This is a genomic window from Peribacillus sp. B65 (genome assembly GCF_058513295.1).
Genome location: NZ_CP195840.1, coordinates 5,001,317 through 5,017,219, shown reverse-complemented (window position 1 = coordinate 5,017,219; position 15,903 = coordinate 5,001,317). Strand labels below are relative to the sequence as shown.

The window sequence follows — 15,903 nt, the reverse complement described above, 5'->3', positions numbered from 1 at the left end:
GCAATAAGGGGAATATTTAGAAGGACGTCGAATTAGGTAATTTAAAGGGAGTTATTCAAGTAACATAGCAAGTTCAGATATTATTTAATAATTTATATTTAGCTTTGTTGGGTAGTCTTCTTCAGAAGGCTATCTTTTTTTATGAAAAAATTTGATAATTATTGTTTACTTATCGAATACTCAATCGTTAATAGTGTAGGAGGGTGGTCATGGATGAACAACAATTAAGCTTGTACCTAAATAAAAAATTGAAGGCTGTGTATTTCTTTTTGCTAAAAATGGGAGCGATCAAAGAGGATGCGGAAGACATTGTTCAAGAAACGGCTTTTCAATTTGTGCAATATCTAGATACTCTTCAGGAAGAGTATGTTGATGCGTGGCTTTACAGAGTAGCAATTAATAAATATTACGATAGCTTAAGAAAACTTAAGTATAAAAATAATTATGTAAATACATTTAATCTCGAAGAGTTACTGGATTGGACAACACCAGAGCAAATTATTATAGAGAATGAATTACATATAATGCTATCAGAGTGTTTACGTAAAATACCACAAAAATATGCAGAAATACTGTTACTCAAATATAGTGGAGATTTATCCTTAAAGGATATTGCTATTATTTATGGTACAACGGATAAATCAATTAAAACACAGTTAGCAAGAGCAAAGAAAAAAATGAGAAAGATGATTGAGGAGGTAAAATGATTTGGATAAAGATTCAATTTTCAATGCCAAGGATGGGTTCCAACCATTGATAAAAAAAGCGAAAAAGAAATCATTAAAGAAGATAATTATGGTATCAACCATTGTGACGGTAAGTATCTTTATGGTTTTAGGAATAACTTTCATCATTGCGTATAATCAAATGCAACATTCAATGGAAGAGTATTTATCAGTGAAGAGGGCACAAAGCGAAGTTTATGGTGCGAATATCCATTTTGATAAATCTACAACTAGTTTTAGTATAGATTCCTCTATTAATCAGGACCAATATGTAAAAGAAATTGCAGGGATTCCATACACTTGGTACAACGAACAAACTTGGTTTAAAATTTATGATTCACCTACAACTATTTATGATAATTCAATAACATCTACAGATAGTTGGCAATTTTATCGAAATGGACAAAGAGTGGTTAATTTTTATGTTCCTGGTGGGAAAAAAGTAGAAGATGATCGTAAGTTACTTCAATCCTTAGCTTCAACTAGTGTGGTAGAAATAGGCATTTCATTTAAGAAAGAAATGAATACAAATCAAGTGCTGAAACAATTTCCAACTGCTCAGTGGGCATGGGTGCAAAACCCTGATGTCGAAGTATCAGTTAGGCCTGGGTATGTAATCGGAGACTATGCATATGGTTTTACAATTACATCTCCAGAAAAAGGGACTGACAATATAGCAGAAGACGTAAAAAACTTCGAGAAGGTATTATCAAATTTATCTCAAAAAAACGAGAAAGATACGAATGTAGAGCCATTAATAAAATCAATCAAACAGAAAGGATCTGTTCAGGTGAGTGGTATCATTTTAACAGGGAAGGTAAAAGATTTATTACCACTAATTGAACAAGATTCAGTAAACTATGTGAGCGTTGGAGTTATAATTCCTTATTAGGGATAGGAATATGATTTATGAAATAATTAATGGTCAACTAAATAAAGCTTTCTAAATAAAAATATGCTAGTAGCAATAAATGGATTTCACCACATCAACATCTTAATGAACTAACGGTCCGTTAGCTGAAATCGGAGCTGTCTATAAGGCAGCTTTTTCTTTATGCAACTATCGGGGCAGTTTAGTGAAATAAATTGGTTCTACTATATGAAAAATTTGGTGTTATAAAAATAAATAGTACAAATTGGAGAAAACTAACTATGTTAACAGCTTTATATCCTAGCATAATAATCATTTCAATATCATTAATAATTTTATTATTTCAACTTGTGAAAAGGCGTATCTCTGGACTTAATTTTGTATATCTATTATTTTTCACGATTTATATAAGCAGCCTTATTAGTGTAACTATATTTCCATTTCCAGTTCAGAAATTTTTAATTGAAACAATGATAGAGGATAACCTGGGATTAAAAAATAATTTTATTCCATTTAAAATCTTTAATGATGCAATGAACATGGATTCTTTAAGCTTTGGTTTAAGTATTATTTTAAAACAAGTAGTTGGTAATACTATTCTATTTCTTCCTATGGGATTTGTTTTACCAATAATTATTTCAAATATGCAAACAAAAAAGATTATATTCATTGGCTTTTTAACAAGTTTATCAATTGAAATTTTTCAAGGTCTAGCTGGTTTATGGATTGGGTACAACTATCGTGCTGCCGATGTTGATGATTTAATTTTTAACATGTTAGGTACTGCATTCGGCTTATTAATATGGAAATTGCTTTATAAGGTTTTTAAAAATAATAACTCAATAGTAACTTCAAATATTAAAAATATTTAAAACATATTTTATTTTGTAATTTCAAACTTATATCTTAATGAACTAACGGGTGCGTTAGCTGAAGATTAGAGCTGTCCTTAAGGCAGCTTTTTCCTTATGCAACTAACGGGGCAGTTTAGTTTAACAAGAATTATCCTGAAAATATGGTGGTGTATAATAAATTTTAGTTGAGGGGGAGATTGGTATAAATAAAAAGCTAAGTTTAAGCATTTTAGTAAGTATCATTATTCTAATTGGGGTTTTGAGTTTTATAGATAATTTAAATGTTTCAAGAATCCTTGTGATATTAGGAATTGTTAACTTATTTTTTACTTTAATTGTATTAACCAAAAATAAAAATTAACCGTTATAAAATGTATTACTTTAACAAGATATGTTTTTCTTATTGAGCTAAAGGGTGCGTTAGCTGAAGATCGGAGCTGTCTTTAAGGCAGCTTTTTCTTATGGAACTAACGGGGCAGGTTAGTTCATTTAAGATTTGTTTAAATATTAAAAAGTTCCTGATAGGTAATTTTTTAAAATAAACAGTTTAGATTAAAAGAAATTCTTATTACATTAGAGATGTTTTTCCGTTATTATATATAAGAAAGTATTATAGAAAATTTTGGTATTTACTTAGAGGTGATTTTCCATTTGAAAAAAATACTTAAAGCTTATGATTATCCCATATTCATAGCTGTTGTACTACTTTCCCTATTTGGATTAGTTATGGTTTACAGTGCAAGTATGATAACGGCAGTATCCCATTACCGATATCCGATAGATTATTTCTTCCAAAATCAAAAAAGTGCGCTGATTCTGTCATTTATTATGATGGTGATCGCAATGATATTGCCGTATAAACTATATAAACATAAAACCTTTCTAATGGTCATGATGGGGGGGATCGCCCTCCTCCTTATAATTGTGTCTATCATTGGCCACACAGCCAATAATGCAACAAGCTGGTTTCAGATAGGTACACGGAGCCTCCAGCCTGCTGAATTTTCCAAGCTGGCCATCATCATATATTTGTCTGCGATGTACGGAAAAAAGCAGGACCGCATCAATGATATCGATAAAGCCGTCGTACCTCCCATCATCTTTTTGGTAGGCATTTGTTTTTTAATCGTCCTCCAGCCTGACTATGGAAGTGCTGCTATCATTCTGTTAATCGCGGCTTCCATTATCCTTTGTTCAGGAATGAACCTGAGAAGCTTGGGGAAATTATTGATGATATTTTTACTGGTGGTCGGAGTTTTCTTTATTGGTATTGTCGTAACAGGAAATTTCTCCAATGTTTTTTCGGAGGAACGAATTTCTCGTTTTACCGGACTTTCCAATCCGTTTGACAATGGGGATGAAGGTTATCAGCTAGCCAATTCGTTGCTTGCAATAGGTTCAGGAGGAATAACTGGGGTCGGGCTCGGTGACAGCGTCCAAAAGTACGGTTATCTTCCGGAACCTCACACAGACTTTATCATGGCCATCATCGCCGAGGAACTTGGCACTTTCGGAGTTTTGTTTGTACTGGGTACTCTCGGGTTTATTGTATTGAGGGGCTTAATACTATCGGCTAAATGCAAGGATCCTTTTGGAAGCTTACTATTGATTGGTATTTCCTCGATGATTGGTATTCAAGTAGTGATCAATCTCGGGGGCGCTACCGGGCTTCTTCCTATTACCGGGATAACACTGCCTTTTATAAGTTACGGAGGATCGTCACTGCTGCTGCTTATGGTGTCAATTGGGGTTATGGAGAATGTAATTATGAGAATGAACTTATTGGAACAAAAAGAAATTGTACAAACAATTTCAGATAATAAGAACATGTGAAAAGAAAATTTTTAGTTACCTCCATCTTGTTCAAAAATAATTCCATAAGCCACAGACCTTTCCGTTAAAGGGCGAGATTTTTTATTAAGAATTACTTTTCTTAAAGAACTATCGGGTGGGTTAGCTAAAGATCGGAGCTGTCTTTAAGGCAGCTTTTTCTTATGCAACTATAGGGGCAGATTAGTTGAAGAAATGATATTATTATGGAAAAAAGTAACATGACATTTGGAAGGTTGAGAAAAATTGGAGATTTGGAAATTAAGTGAAAAAGTATCTAAAATTAGCGATGTAATACCTTATTATTTTGTTAGTCTATTCTTGTCTTGTATCTCTTTTTCTGTTTTTATAATTGTAGTTAGTGGAGAACCCTCTTGGTTGCAGTTAATGCCTGTTATTATTTATTCTTTTTATGTTGTTATACCTTATTTACTTTTTGCAGTACCATTGCAAATGATATTTAATAAACGCCCGAGAAAATTTAATGTGTTTTATCTTTTAATTTACACGGTACTTTCTTTTGTAGCAGTATTTTTATTTAATGTAATGTTATTTAGAGTTGAACCTACATATTTAGTTAAAACCCAAATATATTACGGATTTGTTTTGCAGCAGCTGCTATTTATTGGTTTTGGGATTCTGTCTTCTTACAAAAGAAAAACTGAAATATCCTAGTTCTTCAGCTAACAGGGTGCGTTAGCTAAAGCTCAGAGCTGTTTTTAAGGCAGCTTATCACTAACGGGGCAGTTTAGTTTAATAAGAGAGAAGCCTATTTTATGTCGCTTTTAATCATCTAATACCAGTTAGTTCTACAGATAGATAAATATGATAATGTTAAACAGGATGTAAAAGAGACAGAACTTTGGACAAGGAGATATAAAGTGAAGAAATTAAAAAAACGAGTTTTTCTAGGGTTAGGTGTGCTGATGGCTGCGTATATACTTTTTGTAGTCTATGATTACTTAGACAATCAGAAAAAGGAAGAACAGAGCCGAGCATTCATGGAAGAAAGCAATAAGGTATTTAATGAATATGATATTATATCGCTCGGAGTCAATCCAAATAACGAAACGATTAAAGTCCATGTGCCGATAGAGGAAGAACAACGGAATGAACTGGCCTATTCTTTGGCTCAAATCGCCCAAAAGCATGGCATGAAGGATTATGAAGTCATAGTTAGAGCTATAAGAGATGGGTACCCAATTTCCAATTGAAAGCCTTGTGAAGGATTGTACTTAAACTAACGGGTGCTTTAGTTCATTAACAGGGGTTGCTGCGGCAGCCTTATTCTTATGGTACTAACGGGGCAGGTTAGTTGAAGAAAGGAATTGCCTTATTTGAATTGTTCCATTAGATTGAGCAAATGTTAACGGCTAATCAATTCCTTTAATTGGGTAACCCTGAGTAATAGAACATTTCCTTAACATAGTGAATAGGATAATTTAAAAAATCTTCGAAGGTGTTGAGAAAAATGTACGGTGCTCCTTTTTCGTATCCCCACCAATATCAATTTTCAAATCCTTATTATTTTAATGAACCAACAAATAACAATATAGTACAGCCCCAATACTGTACTACACATGATGTTGCTAACCGGTTGGCTTTTTTTCAATCATCAATTGGAAGAAATCCAATCGGACTAAAAGATTATGGACGGAAACCATTTGTAATCAATATTAATGAAGCTACAAAACAAAACAATAACTACCGTACCGCAATATGGACAGGAAATCATTTTCAAGTTACATTGATGAGTCTTAAAGCTGGGGAAGATATCGGTTTAGAAATTCACCCTAACGTTGACCAATTTTTACGCATTGAACAAGGTCAAGGGATTGTTCAAATGGGCAAGAGAAAAGATAATTTAAACTTTGTACGAAATGTTTATGATGATTCTGCCATTATGATACCTGCTGGAACATGGCATAATGTAACCAATACAGGTAATATTCCGTTGAAAATTTATTCTATATACGCACCTCCACAACATCCATTTGGCACGGTTCATGTAACTAAAGCAGATGCTTTGGATGCAGAACACCGTTCTGACTGCGATATGCACTATTCTCATCCAACAAAGTATCCAAATAGGATTGTAAAAACTAGCTTTTCTAAAGAGGAAGCAGCAGCAATCGCTTTACTTTTAGGCATTGATTTTAATAACAGTAAGTTTAATTTAGATGAGTTTTGGGTGGGAGTAAATACCGAGCTTGAACATGGAAAAATATCCAGCCAAACAAATGTAACTGGTGATGATCCTATTATAACGGGGAAAATTGCCCTAGCTCATCTTCACGAGTTTCCTGATTACTACAAAAGACTAAAGGTGCTTGAGGAAGAAGCAAAAACCTATTGGAACATGGCTTAATAGCATGCTTAAATGATAAGAACAACTCAATTTTTCAAGCGAGTTTGTGAAATATTTTACTTAAGCTAACGGGTGCGTTAGCTGAAGATCGGAGCTGTCTCTAAGGCAGCTTTTTCTTATGGAACTATCGGGCAGGATAGTTTAACAAGGTTAATTGGGAAATGGTGAAAATATGAAACAATATGATGTTGTAAGGATAATTAAAGATGATCCCAATAATGAGTTTACTAAAGGACAAGTAGGCACTATCCTAGAGGTTTATGAGGATAACAATTATGAAGTAGAGATTTCTGATAAAGATGGGATAACTCTATTCTTGGGTGCAATATCAGGAGATTACTTACAACAAAAAAGGTGGAATAATATAGAAAGTATTAGGACTATATTCACAAAATAAGTTACACTAAAAATAATCAAATTAAAACATAAGGAGAAATGTAACATGATGAAAAAAACTTTAATATTAATTTCTGCACTAACACTATCTATAATTGCTGGTTGTGGCAATCAAGACGAAGGAACGAAAAATGGTTCTGATTCTGCAAATAAAGAAGCAACTACAGAAAATACAAATGAAGAAAAAGAGACGAATAATGATCTCTATTTCAAAGATAATGAAGCAAAATTAAATGACTTAAAAATTAAAATTACAGAAACTAAAGTTATTCAAGCTGGTGAAAAAGGAAATGAATATGGTGAAAAACCTGTATTTGCAATTTGGTATGAAACAACTAATTTAAGTGATAAAGAGATTGACCCTACTACTGGATGGACGGTAGTATTTGAAGCAGTACAAGACAATAATCCTAATGCAGTCAATACCCTTGAAGTTGGTGGACTTCCAGATGACCAATTTCTCGATTCTCAATTAGAAACAATTAAAAAAGATGGTACAGTTAAAAATGCAGTAGCTTATGAATTAGATGATTTAGAAACACCTGTAACATTAATTGCTACACAAGGTATTGGTGGCGATAAATTAGGTGAACAAACTTTTAATATTAAATAAACGTTTTAAATCTGTTTAAAAAACACTTCCATTTGTAAGTGTTTTTTTGCTAATTGATCCCAAAATTAAAGCAGCAGGATGGCAAGAAAGTCAAATACAACGTGAATATAAAGCTTTTTACTAACGGGTGCGTTAGCTGAAGATCGGAGCTGTCTTTAAGGCAGCACTTTTCTTATGGAACTATCGGGGCAGATTAGTTGTATAAAACATATGTTTATCTATAATTGGTAATATATTCATAATTGTAGAGGGGTTGATAACTTGATAGAAGGAATATTTGAAGCACATTTGCCTGTAAAAAATTTAGATGTTTCATTGGAGTTTTATAAAAAGCTGGGTTTGGAACTTGCATGGCGTGATGAAGAAACTGCTTTTTTTTGGATTGAAAAAGGAAAAAGTTGGTTAGGTTTGTGGGAGGGAAATGAGTATCAAACACCATACCATCCTTCCTTACGACATATTGCTTTTCGAGTTTCATATGAAAATTTAAAAGAATCTTTAAAATGGTTAGATTCTATTCAAGTTAAAGTCGTCCCATTTGGTAGTAGAAAATCTATTGAGCCATTTATTCGACCAGCTCAAGAAAATGCTTCCGTTTACTTTGAAGACCCTGATGGTAACAGTTTGGAAATGATGTGTTCTGTTGAAGTTCCTAATGCTTTAAAACATATTACTGATAAGCTGTCCTTTGAAGATTGGGAGGAATTAGCTAAAAGTAAATTTAAAAAAGAGAAGGCATAATTATTTATTTTTCTTAATGAACTAACGGGTGCGTTAGCTGAAGATCGGAGCTGTCTTTAAGGCAGCTTTTTCTTTATGCGACTAACGGATCAGTTCAATGAAAAAGTGAGGACAATAAAAAAAGCACGCAATGGTATGAGTTCAATATCTAAAGGTACTTTTTGTGGACTTATATTCTAATCAAATTTTATGGGTTCCGCAATTTGTTCTTTTGTGGGACCACCATATTGCTGGTTAATGTCTTTAGCTAACTCATCTAAAAATTCATCAGATAAAAAGGGTACAATCTATTTATAAAAGATTAAAGGGGAATAATTATGATCTTGGATGTAGCTAAGGAATTAAAAGAACTAGAGAGTTCTTTTGATAAATTAATAGATTTAAGCGATTTAAATCCAATTAACTTTATGACAAGACTCCAGTTATATAGGTTAAAAGGTTATGAGGAGCTTATTTTTAAATTAGGAAAAGAAAAAGCTTTATGCAAAACCTCTAACGAGAAAAAGCCTTACTTAGAGAAATATAAGATGATTTATCTATCTGAAAGAAAAATGTGCATACGTATATTAAAAGAATTAGATAAGGAAGCAGTAAGTCTAATATATCCTAAAAGTAATGAAATAATTATAAAAAGGGTACTGGAAAGTAGAAAGCTATATAGTGATGAAAAATCATTATATGAAAATATAAAGAATTACCTGAAGCTGATGATAAAAAGGGAACTAGAGGAGACAAACCAGCTATTATATAGTTTAAAAAAATATCCGTTTGAATATATAAACACCCCAGACAGCTTTATTGGACCTGAACCAGTTTATAGGTATCGAAAAGATATTATTTTATACAAAGACGCGTATATCACCGCAAATGAAGGATCGCATTATTCTGTTTTTGGTAACGAAAACACAAGTGAAGCTACAAAAAATACATTGTTGAATATTATTGCTTATTTAAGTGGCCGTCCTTATTTTTACTTTACAGAAAATCGTAGTTTTAATAAGAAGCTATTTAATTTATACGAACAGTTTGATTTACTGGACATGCTTAGGTTAAGAAAGAAGAATTTCTTTGAAAGTCCAGAGGATGAGCCTTTACATCTTGAACTTCCTATATTAAAACAAGTGAAAGGCTACTCGACCGTCCATTTTAAAGATTCCCAACATGAAATGTTATTTGAATTATACCATGCATCTCTAAAACAATTTGAATCACTCCCTAGATGTGTTTTCCTATTTAGAGTTTTTGAATACGGTGCACAAAATCATTATAAACCCCTAATGAAACCGGCTAATTATGATCCAGTGGATGCACTTAATTATTATATAAATGAGATTATGAAACATAATTATAATCCTTTATATTATGTTGATTATGGGACAAATATAGATGAAAAAAATGAAAAAGTTGTGAGGAAAAGAGATGCCAAATATGTAAATTTCGTTACTGAATTAAAGAAAGAGGCAATAAAAATAAAAAAAGAGTGGAATAAAGATTCATATCTTAAGAAGAAAGATTTAGGAAAGATAATCTACGTACACGGAAGAAATGCAGCGGCTCATGGAGGAAGTGGGCGAGGAAATGCCAGATATGATTATTCAAAGAACTATAAACTTTTAAACAATGTAAATATTTACTTAGAATTGATTGCAAGGTATTTAATTGAGCTATTCAACCCTCAACTTAAAAATATAGTTGAAAGAAGAACTGGATACTATATAGCAGAAAATAAAAGTAATGCTTTTTATAACAAATAAAAAATACTTTAATGAGTAAAGGCACAATAACTGTGCCTTTTTATATGTCAAAGAAGTCACAATATGGTCCGATTGCTAAACAAGAGCTCCAAGAATTAAATGAATACTCTATACAAAAGCAATTTACATAATGTGACTTAAAGGAATCGAGCACAAAAACAAGCCCTTGATACACAGGGGCTTGTTCGCTTCTTATATTTATCGTTTGTGCAAGATTTTACACATCCTTGATTTATCAAGGTTTTCCTATTTCATTTATTTTTAGCAGCTGTATAGACAGTTAATCGACCTGTCTTTACATACTTTGTCATTGATGAGAAGGGAAGGGCTTTTATAATTGTTTTTTTGTCCTCGGGTTTGTCCTCGACCAGTTTATAAACTATTTTAAGTTATTTAAAATAAACTCGGAAAATGTTGATTTATAACGGTATTTTGTAACAGATTTTCTCCTGTTATTTCTGAAAATGAATGGGCGGCATGATGTAATCATCGCCTAGAACCCTTGGTATATAGGGGTTTGTAAGGTGGAGATTAGTGAAATGCTAACTTTTTGCTAACTTTCAGTTTTTGAGACAATTTTACTTCAACAATTAGAGGAGACCTTTCGTAAGTTCACTGAACTTATGGGAGGTCTTTTCTTCAATATTTTTTGTCATATGAGCGTAAATGTTCATCGTCGTGTTTATATCTGAATGCCCTAATCTTTCTTGAATCTCTTTTACGCCTGCCCCAGCTTCAATGAGAAGGGATGTATGAGTATGTCTAAAGCTGTGGGGGGTAATATGCTTGTCTACATCCAAATGCTTCATTAAACGCTGTAAACGCAATACCACTTGCTTCATAACCCTTGGATGTCCGATGTTTTCAGCAAAAATGAAATCTTGATTCTCATATACTAACCGTTTTCATTTTCAATTCCATCTGCTCACTCTTGTGTGCTTTAAATAAGGCGACAAGTCCATCGTCAATCATGATTGTGCGGATTGACTTTTTTGTTTTTGGGGTTAGGAGTTGATAACCTGTACTTTTGTTATTTGGATTATAGTATGTTTTGGTGATTCTTATAGTTTTCTTAGTAAGGTCCAGTTCTGTCCATTTTAATGCTAACATTTCGCCTAAGCGCATACCGGTATATGCCAAAGTAGCAAAACATAGATAGTCTAGATATAATCCTTGTTCTTTTGTGATACGTAGAAAGGTTTTCAGTTCATTTAACTCAAGAAACTTTCCCTTAACCTCGTCTTCCTCGATATCCTCAACAGTCACATGCTTTTTGGGCATGACAAAACCATAGGTTGGATTTGTCTTTATCAAGTCTTGCCTGATAGCATGCTTGAAGATCATATTTCCCGTCGTATGGATACTGTCAATATAGTTTTGGCTAAATCCCTTACTTAGATTGTTGATACGGGATTGATACATATGCTTTGTAATCTTACGTAGCGGAAGGTGTCCCCATGATGATACAAGGTGCTTCATAGCTATCCTACGGGCTCTAACACTACTCACTTTTACTTGAGTTCCATAGTATTCTAGCCATTCATTTGCAAAAGTTTCGAAAGTGATGTTTGACTCCCGAATTACTCCACCGTTTAAAATTGATTCTTCAAGTTTGTTCGCTGCTAGTTGTGCTTCCTTTTTTGTCCTAAATTTGAATTGATTGAAAAAGGGGAGTCCCCCGTGTCTTCCTCAATTGCACAGGTTGCAGCTTCTGTCGCTCTTGAAAAATGAGGAAATGACAACGGGAGAGTACGATGAATTTGAATGGACAGTACTTCAGCAGTCCAAAGATCAAGGCTTCAACAGCTTCGAAATTTCGATAGGGTTGCGTGAGGACTGTTTTAAAAGCGGCAAGGGTGTTTATGGTATTTGAGGTGCTTGAAAAGTCAGGTGAAGTAATCAAGACGCAACCACCCGTAGAACTTTTGGAAGAAGAGCAGTTCGATCAGCAATTTACAGTCACCATGGTAACAACAGAATCGAGTGAAGAGATAAAGAAAAAAACATGAAGGTTTCCGAAGTGGATCAGGTTGTTGTAAATGCCCTTGATTTTGAAGGCTTGAGGCATGCTTATTTTTTATCAGTCACTAAGTTTTTCCATTCCTTATATAAGGATGGGCGAAGCTTTTTCACATGTTCCAAAAAATCTTCCAAAAATCCAATCTTTTTTAAATCAGTCAACAATTTAGTAGGGACAGATCTGACCGTATTAAATGCCCTCTTAAGGTCAATTATTTTTATTTCCCCTAGTTCATTGAAAAAAATGTGGCGAACTTCAATATCTAGTCTCGTAAAACCCACAGTTTTCATTTCATCCAGCATCGATAATATTTTCCCCACAATTGCCTCTGAGAGTTTTTTCTCTTTTTTTAAATAATGCTTAAGATTATAACCTTTCACAAACTCCATCACTATATAGTTAGAACCATATTCATATAATTTAGGAATAATTGGAGACGATTGTCCTTTTTGCAGTGCATTTAATTCCTTTTTTTGTGTGTCTTCATTAACAAAAATTTTGACGCACTTCTGAGGGGGCAATTGAAAGACGGATCCATCTGCCCCCTTTCCAAGCATTGTGTAACCACTCAGGTCTTGAACGGTTACAACGCCTTTTTTCATGGCTGCTATTTTTTCAAAATCATTCATTTCTGATCTCCTTTTTTTCGATATTTCTTCAAATGCGCCTATAATTTTAAAAACCTTTATAATACTTTAAAGTTTCATTTAATCCAGCTTTCAAATCATAAGCCGGATTACACAAAATCCCTTGTCTGCTCTCCATCTCCAAAAAAAATGGGAGATTCCCCATTAAGGATTTTCTTAAAAAATAGAAATCACTCCCACTTCTCCTTTTGAAGTTTGGCGGGGACCATAAACATTGGCATATCTTAGAATGGTAAAAGGTACGTTATGAAGTATGTTAAATATTTGAATATACATTTCTAATACCATAATAGGATTGAGGTTTAATGGAAAATGTTTACATTATACTACAATCGTCTTTTTCTCCGTATACTGCACAAGATGAGGAAAGTATGAATTTTTTCACATCGTACTTTTTGCAGCATTCAAGCAAACGAATCGTTCCAAGAATATTTTGATTAGCATCCTCAACTGGATTTTGTATCTAGTAGGCAACATCCACTTGTGCCGCTAAATGGATCACTACATCCGGTTTTTCTCGAGCAAAAACATCTTCTATTTGTGGTGAAGAAATGTCCAGGTCAATGAAACAAACGTGAGAAGGCACATTTTCTCGTTTACCTGAACGTAAATTATCCACTACTAGCGGTTCATAACCTGATTGAATTAATAAATCGACAACATGTGAACCAATAAATCCAGCTCCGCCTGTAACGAGTACCTTCATCCGGACTCACAACTATCATCTATATATATGAGAAGACCGTATAATATTTTACATGCATAAAACTCCTTTATAGTATTATGAATTCGTGCGATGCACTAATATAACCCAAGTTCTTTTCCCCAAACCTCAATTTTTTCAAGGTATCTCTTGAGAAGAGTGCTTTTTCCTCCATCCAACACCTTTTGCAAATGGCTAGAAAGCTTCTTTTCTAGGGTTCTTTGTAAATACGCCTTTTTAAGAAGATTCAGTGGATCCTCACTGAAGGTTATCCCATATTTTAGCATTTCTTGGCAATAAACTTGCACACATTGACTTCGAATCTCCTCTTCGCTTTGTTGCCAATCCCAGCGAAAATCTATTAATAATTCGACTAGAACGACCAAATCATACCAGCAAGGATAATGCTTCGCTGACTCCCAATCAATCAAAGAGACTTTCCAGTTCTCCTCATCATCATTCGCATTTTCACAGCAAATATTGTGGACATGGAGGTCGCCATGGATCAGACACTGGCCAGATTTAGTAATTTCGGGGAAAAAAACCGGACCTTTTTTTAATATTCTTTTGATAATTTTATACCTTGGTTCCACCAATTCTTTTAAGTTAGGATCTTTCATTGCCAAATCTAGGTTTTCCATTGCTTTTTTGACCCCTTTAGTCCTTTCCTTTACCTTCTCCTCAGAATCAAAATGGGGAAGAGAGGCGTCGAAAAGATCTGCATGCCTCACAAATTGATTATCAAAGGTTTTGGCATGAAACTTTGCCACCGTGGGGATAATTCGTTCCAAATGATTTGGAGCTAATTTTATTTGTCCTCGTAACGGCTTCAAACATTCAGTAAACATCCATGTTTCATTCCCATTTACATTCGGTTCAAGCCAATACAAACGCGGCATAATCTCGTGATAAATGTAATAAGCTTTTTGATACATATTAATTTCCAACCTATGATTTTCTTTCAGTGGCAGTTTGTATATTTTAAGCACAATGGGAATGAACTCCGTGCCATCAGTTAGAACCAACTTCCAAATACTTGTCTTTTCACGTGAATTTTTGAGGCATTCTATTCTTTCTTCCACTAATTTCACTTTTTTACCAAGGACATTTTTAAGTTTTTTTTCCCAATCAAATTGTTTCCAACGGCTAAGAATTTCTTCTATACTATTCAAATAGAAAGTTCCCTCCCTCTTTTATCATTTTTACTGTCTCCCCCATAAATTTCGCAAATGGGAAACAAAACTCCGAACAAATGGAAGAGGGTCATTCCAAGCAAAGAGAGCCTCAACCTTTTTTCCATATAAGCTCTTTATCCACTCAACGAACCTCATTTCCCCATTTTTTTGTTTTTGGCGAAAGGAAAGAAAATCACGGACGAAGTAAACCCATTTGACCCCTTCTTTCTGCTCTGTCACTGGTGATGGATTTTGCCCGGTAAGGGATAAATAATACAAGTAAGCCAAATTAACCCCACAAGCAATCGATAATGCTTGAGTTAAACCTATTCTTGAATTGATTTCGATAAATTTCAGTTTCCCATCTCTTGGATCCCGTTTAAATTCGGCAATAGCCAAGCCTTTGAATTGAATATCTTTTAGAAAGGTAGTAGCAAGTTGAATGACTTCTTCATCCCTAACACTTAGGGCAAGAGCAGTGGATCCAAAATGAGGGGGAAATTGATGTAATTTTTGGTTCATCCACAAGCCAATTAAATTCATTTGTTCGTCAAAAAAAGTCTTGACGGAATAAATACAATCCTCCGCACCAGGAATGACTTCCTGGATCATTAGTTCACCGTATGGGCGATAAAAAAGGTATTCTTCTCTCAATTGGGAAGGACGTTCTACTACAATGGCTTTCTTATAAAGACGATGATCGATATTTGAGCGGAAATGAGAAGAATAAACTGGTTTTAATATACAAGGGAAGGTAATTTGATTGATAATTTGCTCAAATTGATCTTCATTATTTATAGCGTAAGTTTTGGGGCATGGCACATTTGATTTCATGGCCAATTCATACGTTAATCTTTTATCTAATACAGCTTCGACCAGTGTGAGATTAGGTAATAGAAACCGATAGTAGTGTGAAAGGACAAATCTGTTTTTTGAAATAAACTGAACAAAGTCATCAGAACCCGCATACAGGACTGGCTTTTGTCCAAACTTTTGCGACAGTCTAGTAAGAAATAGTATTAATGCTGGTCCCTCACTAACTGGATTCGGACAAATTCCGCAAGTGGCAAACCAAGTTTTACCGATTTCATATTTTCCGGTCGTATCAAACGCATATACCTTTATTCCTTCTTTCGCTAAACTCCTCACAATCCCTATACCGGTTGCACTTAGATCAAGAACAACGGCTGGAACATCATGTAGCAT

At 34.0% G+C, this 15,903-nt stretch carries 16 protein-coding genes and 3 pseudogenes; 13 read left to right on the top strand and 6 right to left on the bottom strand.

Translation table 11 applies throughout. The annotated features are described in order from the left end of the window. The first annotated feature begins 209 nt into the window (after positions 1 to 209). The 12 genes and pseudogenes from ACSR9O_RS24485 to ACSR9O_RS24430 all read left to right on the top strand — a co-directional run bounded on the left by ACSR9O_RS24485 (position 210) and on the right by ACSR9O_RS24430 (position 10,152). Positions 210 to 707 carry an RNA polymerase sigma factor gene (locus ACSR9O_RS24485; protein ID WP_098177314.1) on the top strand — a complete coding sequence of 166 codons (498 nt, stop codon included), beginning with the start codon at positions 210 to 212 and terminating at the stop codon, positions 705 to 707. A 1-nt stretch (position 708) separates the two neighbouring features. Continuing rightward, positions 709 to 1,617, top strand: a complete 909-nt coding sequence (locus ACSR9O_RS24480; protein ID WP_491725256.1) for an anti sigma factor C-terminal domain-containing protein — start codon at positions 709 to 711, stop codon at positions 1,615 to 1,617. Positions 1,618 to 1,877: 260 nt separating this feature from the next. Then, complete coding sequence (locus ACSR9O_RS24475) at positions 1,878 to 2,468, top strand: VanZ family protein (RefSeq protein WP_491725255.1); 591 nt, start codon at positions 1,878 to 1,880, stop codon at positions 2,466 to 2,468. A 633-nt stretch (positions 2,469 to 3,101) separates the two neighbouring features. After that, positions 3,102 to 4,283 (top strand): FtsW/RodA/SpoVE family cell cycle protein, encoded by a 1,182-nt coding sequence (locus ACSR9O_RS24470; RefSeq protein WP_283906175.1) that lies wholly within the window; start codon positions 3,102 to 3,104, stop codon positions 4,281 to 4,283. A gap of 243 nt (positions 4,284 to 4,526) precedes the next feature. Continuing rightward, the gene (locus ACSR9O_RS24465) at positions 4,527 to 4,955 is read left to right on the top strand and encodes a UPF0715 family protein (RefSeq protein ID WP_491725254.1); all 429 of its coding nucleotides are present in this window, start codon (positions 4,527 to 4,529) and stop codon (positions 4,953 to 4,955) included. Between the two features lie 206 nt (positions 4,956 to 5,161). After that, entirely contained in the window at positions 5,162 to 5,494 is a 333-nt protein-coding gene (locus tag ACSR9O_RS24460) for a YolC/YozM family protein (protein WP_252278658.1), read from the top strand. A 257-nt stretch (positions 5,495 to 5,751) separates the two neighbouring features. Continuing rightward, positions 5,752 to 6,318 (top strand): annotated as a pseudogene (locus ACSR9O_RS24455) (cupin domain-containing protein); the annotation flags it as partial. Between the two features lie 18 nt (positions 6,319 to 6,336). Then, positions 6,337 to 6,648, top strand: a complete 312-nt coding sequence (locus ACSR9O_RS24450; protein WP_286185189.1) for a DUF5661 family protein — start codon at positions 6,337 to 6,339, stop codon at positions 6,646 to 6,648. A gap of 154 nt (positions 6,649 to 6,802) precedes the next feature. Then, positions 6,803 to 7,045 (top strand): DUF4926 domain-containing protein, encoded by a 243-nt coding sequence (locus ACSR9O_RS24445; RefSeq protein WP_491725253.1) that lies wholly within the window; start codon positions 6,803 to 6,805, stop codon positions 7,043 to 7,045. Positions 7,046 to 7,090: 45 nt separating this feature from the next. Then, the gene (locus tag ACSR9O_RS24440) at positions 7,091 to 7,657 is read left to right on the top strand and encodes a DUF5067 domain-containing protein (RefSeq protein ID WP_137019472.1); all 567 of its coding nucleotides are present in this window, start codon (positions 7,091 to 7,093) and stop codon (positions 7,655 to 7,657) included. 261 nt (positions 7,658 to 7,918) lie between these two features. Next, a complete protein-coding gene (locus tag ACSR9O_RS24435) occupies positions 7,919 to 8,398 on the top strand; it encodes a VOC family protein (RefSeq protein ID WP_430190281.1) in 480 nt (159 codons plus the stop codon). A gap of 317 nt (positions 8,399 to 8,715) precedes the next feature. Next, entirely contained in the window at positions 8,716 to 10,152 is a 1,437-nt protein-coding gene (locus ACSR9O_RS24430) for a hypothetical protein (RefSeq protein ID WP_491725252.1), read from the top strand. A gap of 590 nt (positions 10,153 to 10,742) precedes the next feature. Here ACSR9O_RS24430 and ACSR9O_RS24425 read toward each other — a convergent pair. Then, positions 10,743 to 11,030: pseudogene (locus ACSR9O_RS24425) on the bottom strand (tyrosine-type recombinase/integrase); the annotation flags it as partial. A gap of 10 nt (positions 11,031 to 11,040) precedes the next feature. After that, positions 11,041 to 11,718 carry a tyrosine-type recombinase/integrase gene (locus ACSR9O_RS24420; RefSeq protein WP_491725507.1) on the bottom strand — a complete coding sequence of 226 codons (678 nt, stop codon included), beginning with the start codon at positions 11,716 to 11,718 and terminating at the stop codon, positions 11,041 to 11,043. 263 nt (positions 11,719 to 11,981) lie between these two features. Between ACSR9O_RS24420 and ACSR9O_RS24415 the strand changes: the two genes are divergently transcribed. Continuing rightward, entirely contained in the window at positions 11,982 to 12,161 is a 180-nt protein-coding gene (locus ACSR9O_RS24415; RefSeq protein WP_397315984.1) for a hypothetical protein, read from the top strand. Between the two features lie 61 nt (positions 12,162 to 12,222). Here the strand turns inward: ACSR9O_RS24415 and ACSR9O_RS24410 are convergent, their stop codons facing one another. The 4 genes and pseudogenes from ACSR9O_RS24410 to ACSR9O_RS24395 form a co-directional block, all read right to left on the bottom strand. Then, entirely contained in the window at positions 12,223 to 12,801 is a 579-nt protein-coding gene (locus ACSR9O_RS24410) for an RIO1 family regulatory kinase/ATPase domain-containing protein (RefSeq protein ID WP_491725251.1), read from the bottom strand. 334 nt (positions 12,802 to 13,135) lie between these two features. Beyond that, positions 13,136 to 13,525: pseudogene (locus ACSR9O_RS24405) on the bottom strand (NAD-dependent epimerase/dehydratase family protein). Between the two features lie 95 nt (positions 13,526 to 13,620). Further along, positions 13,621 to 14,694 (bottom strand): phosphotransferase, encoded by a 1,074-nt coding sequence (locus ACSR9O_RS24400; protein WP_491725250.1) that lies wholly within the window; start codon positions 14,692 to 14,694, stop codon positions 13,621 to 13,623. A 30-nt stretch (positions 14,695 to 14,724) separates the two neighbouring features. Continuing rightward, complete coding sequence (locus ACSR9O_RS24395; protein WP_491725249.1) at positions 14,725 to 15,903, bottom strand: carboxylate--amine ligase; 1,179 nt, start codon at positions 15,901 to 15,903, stop codon at positions 14,725 to 14,727.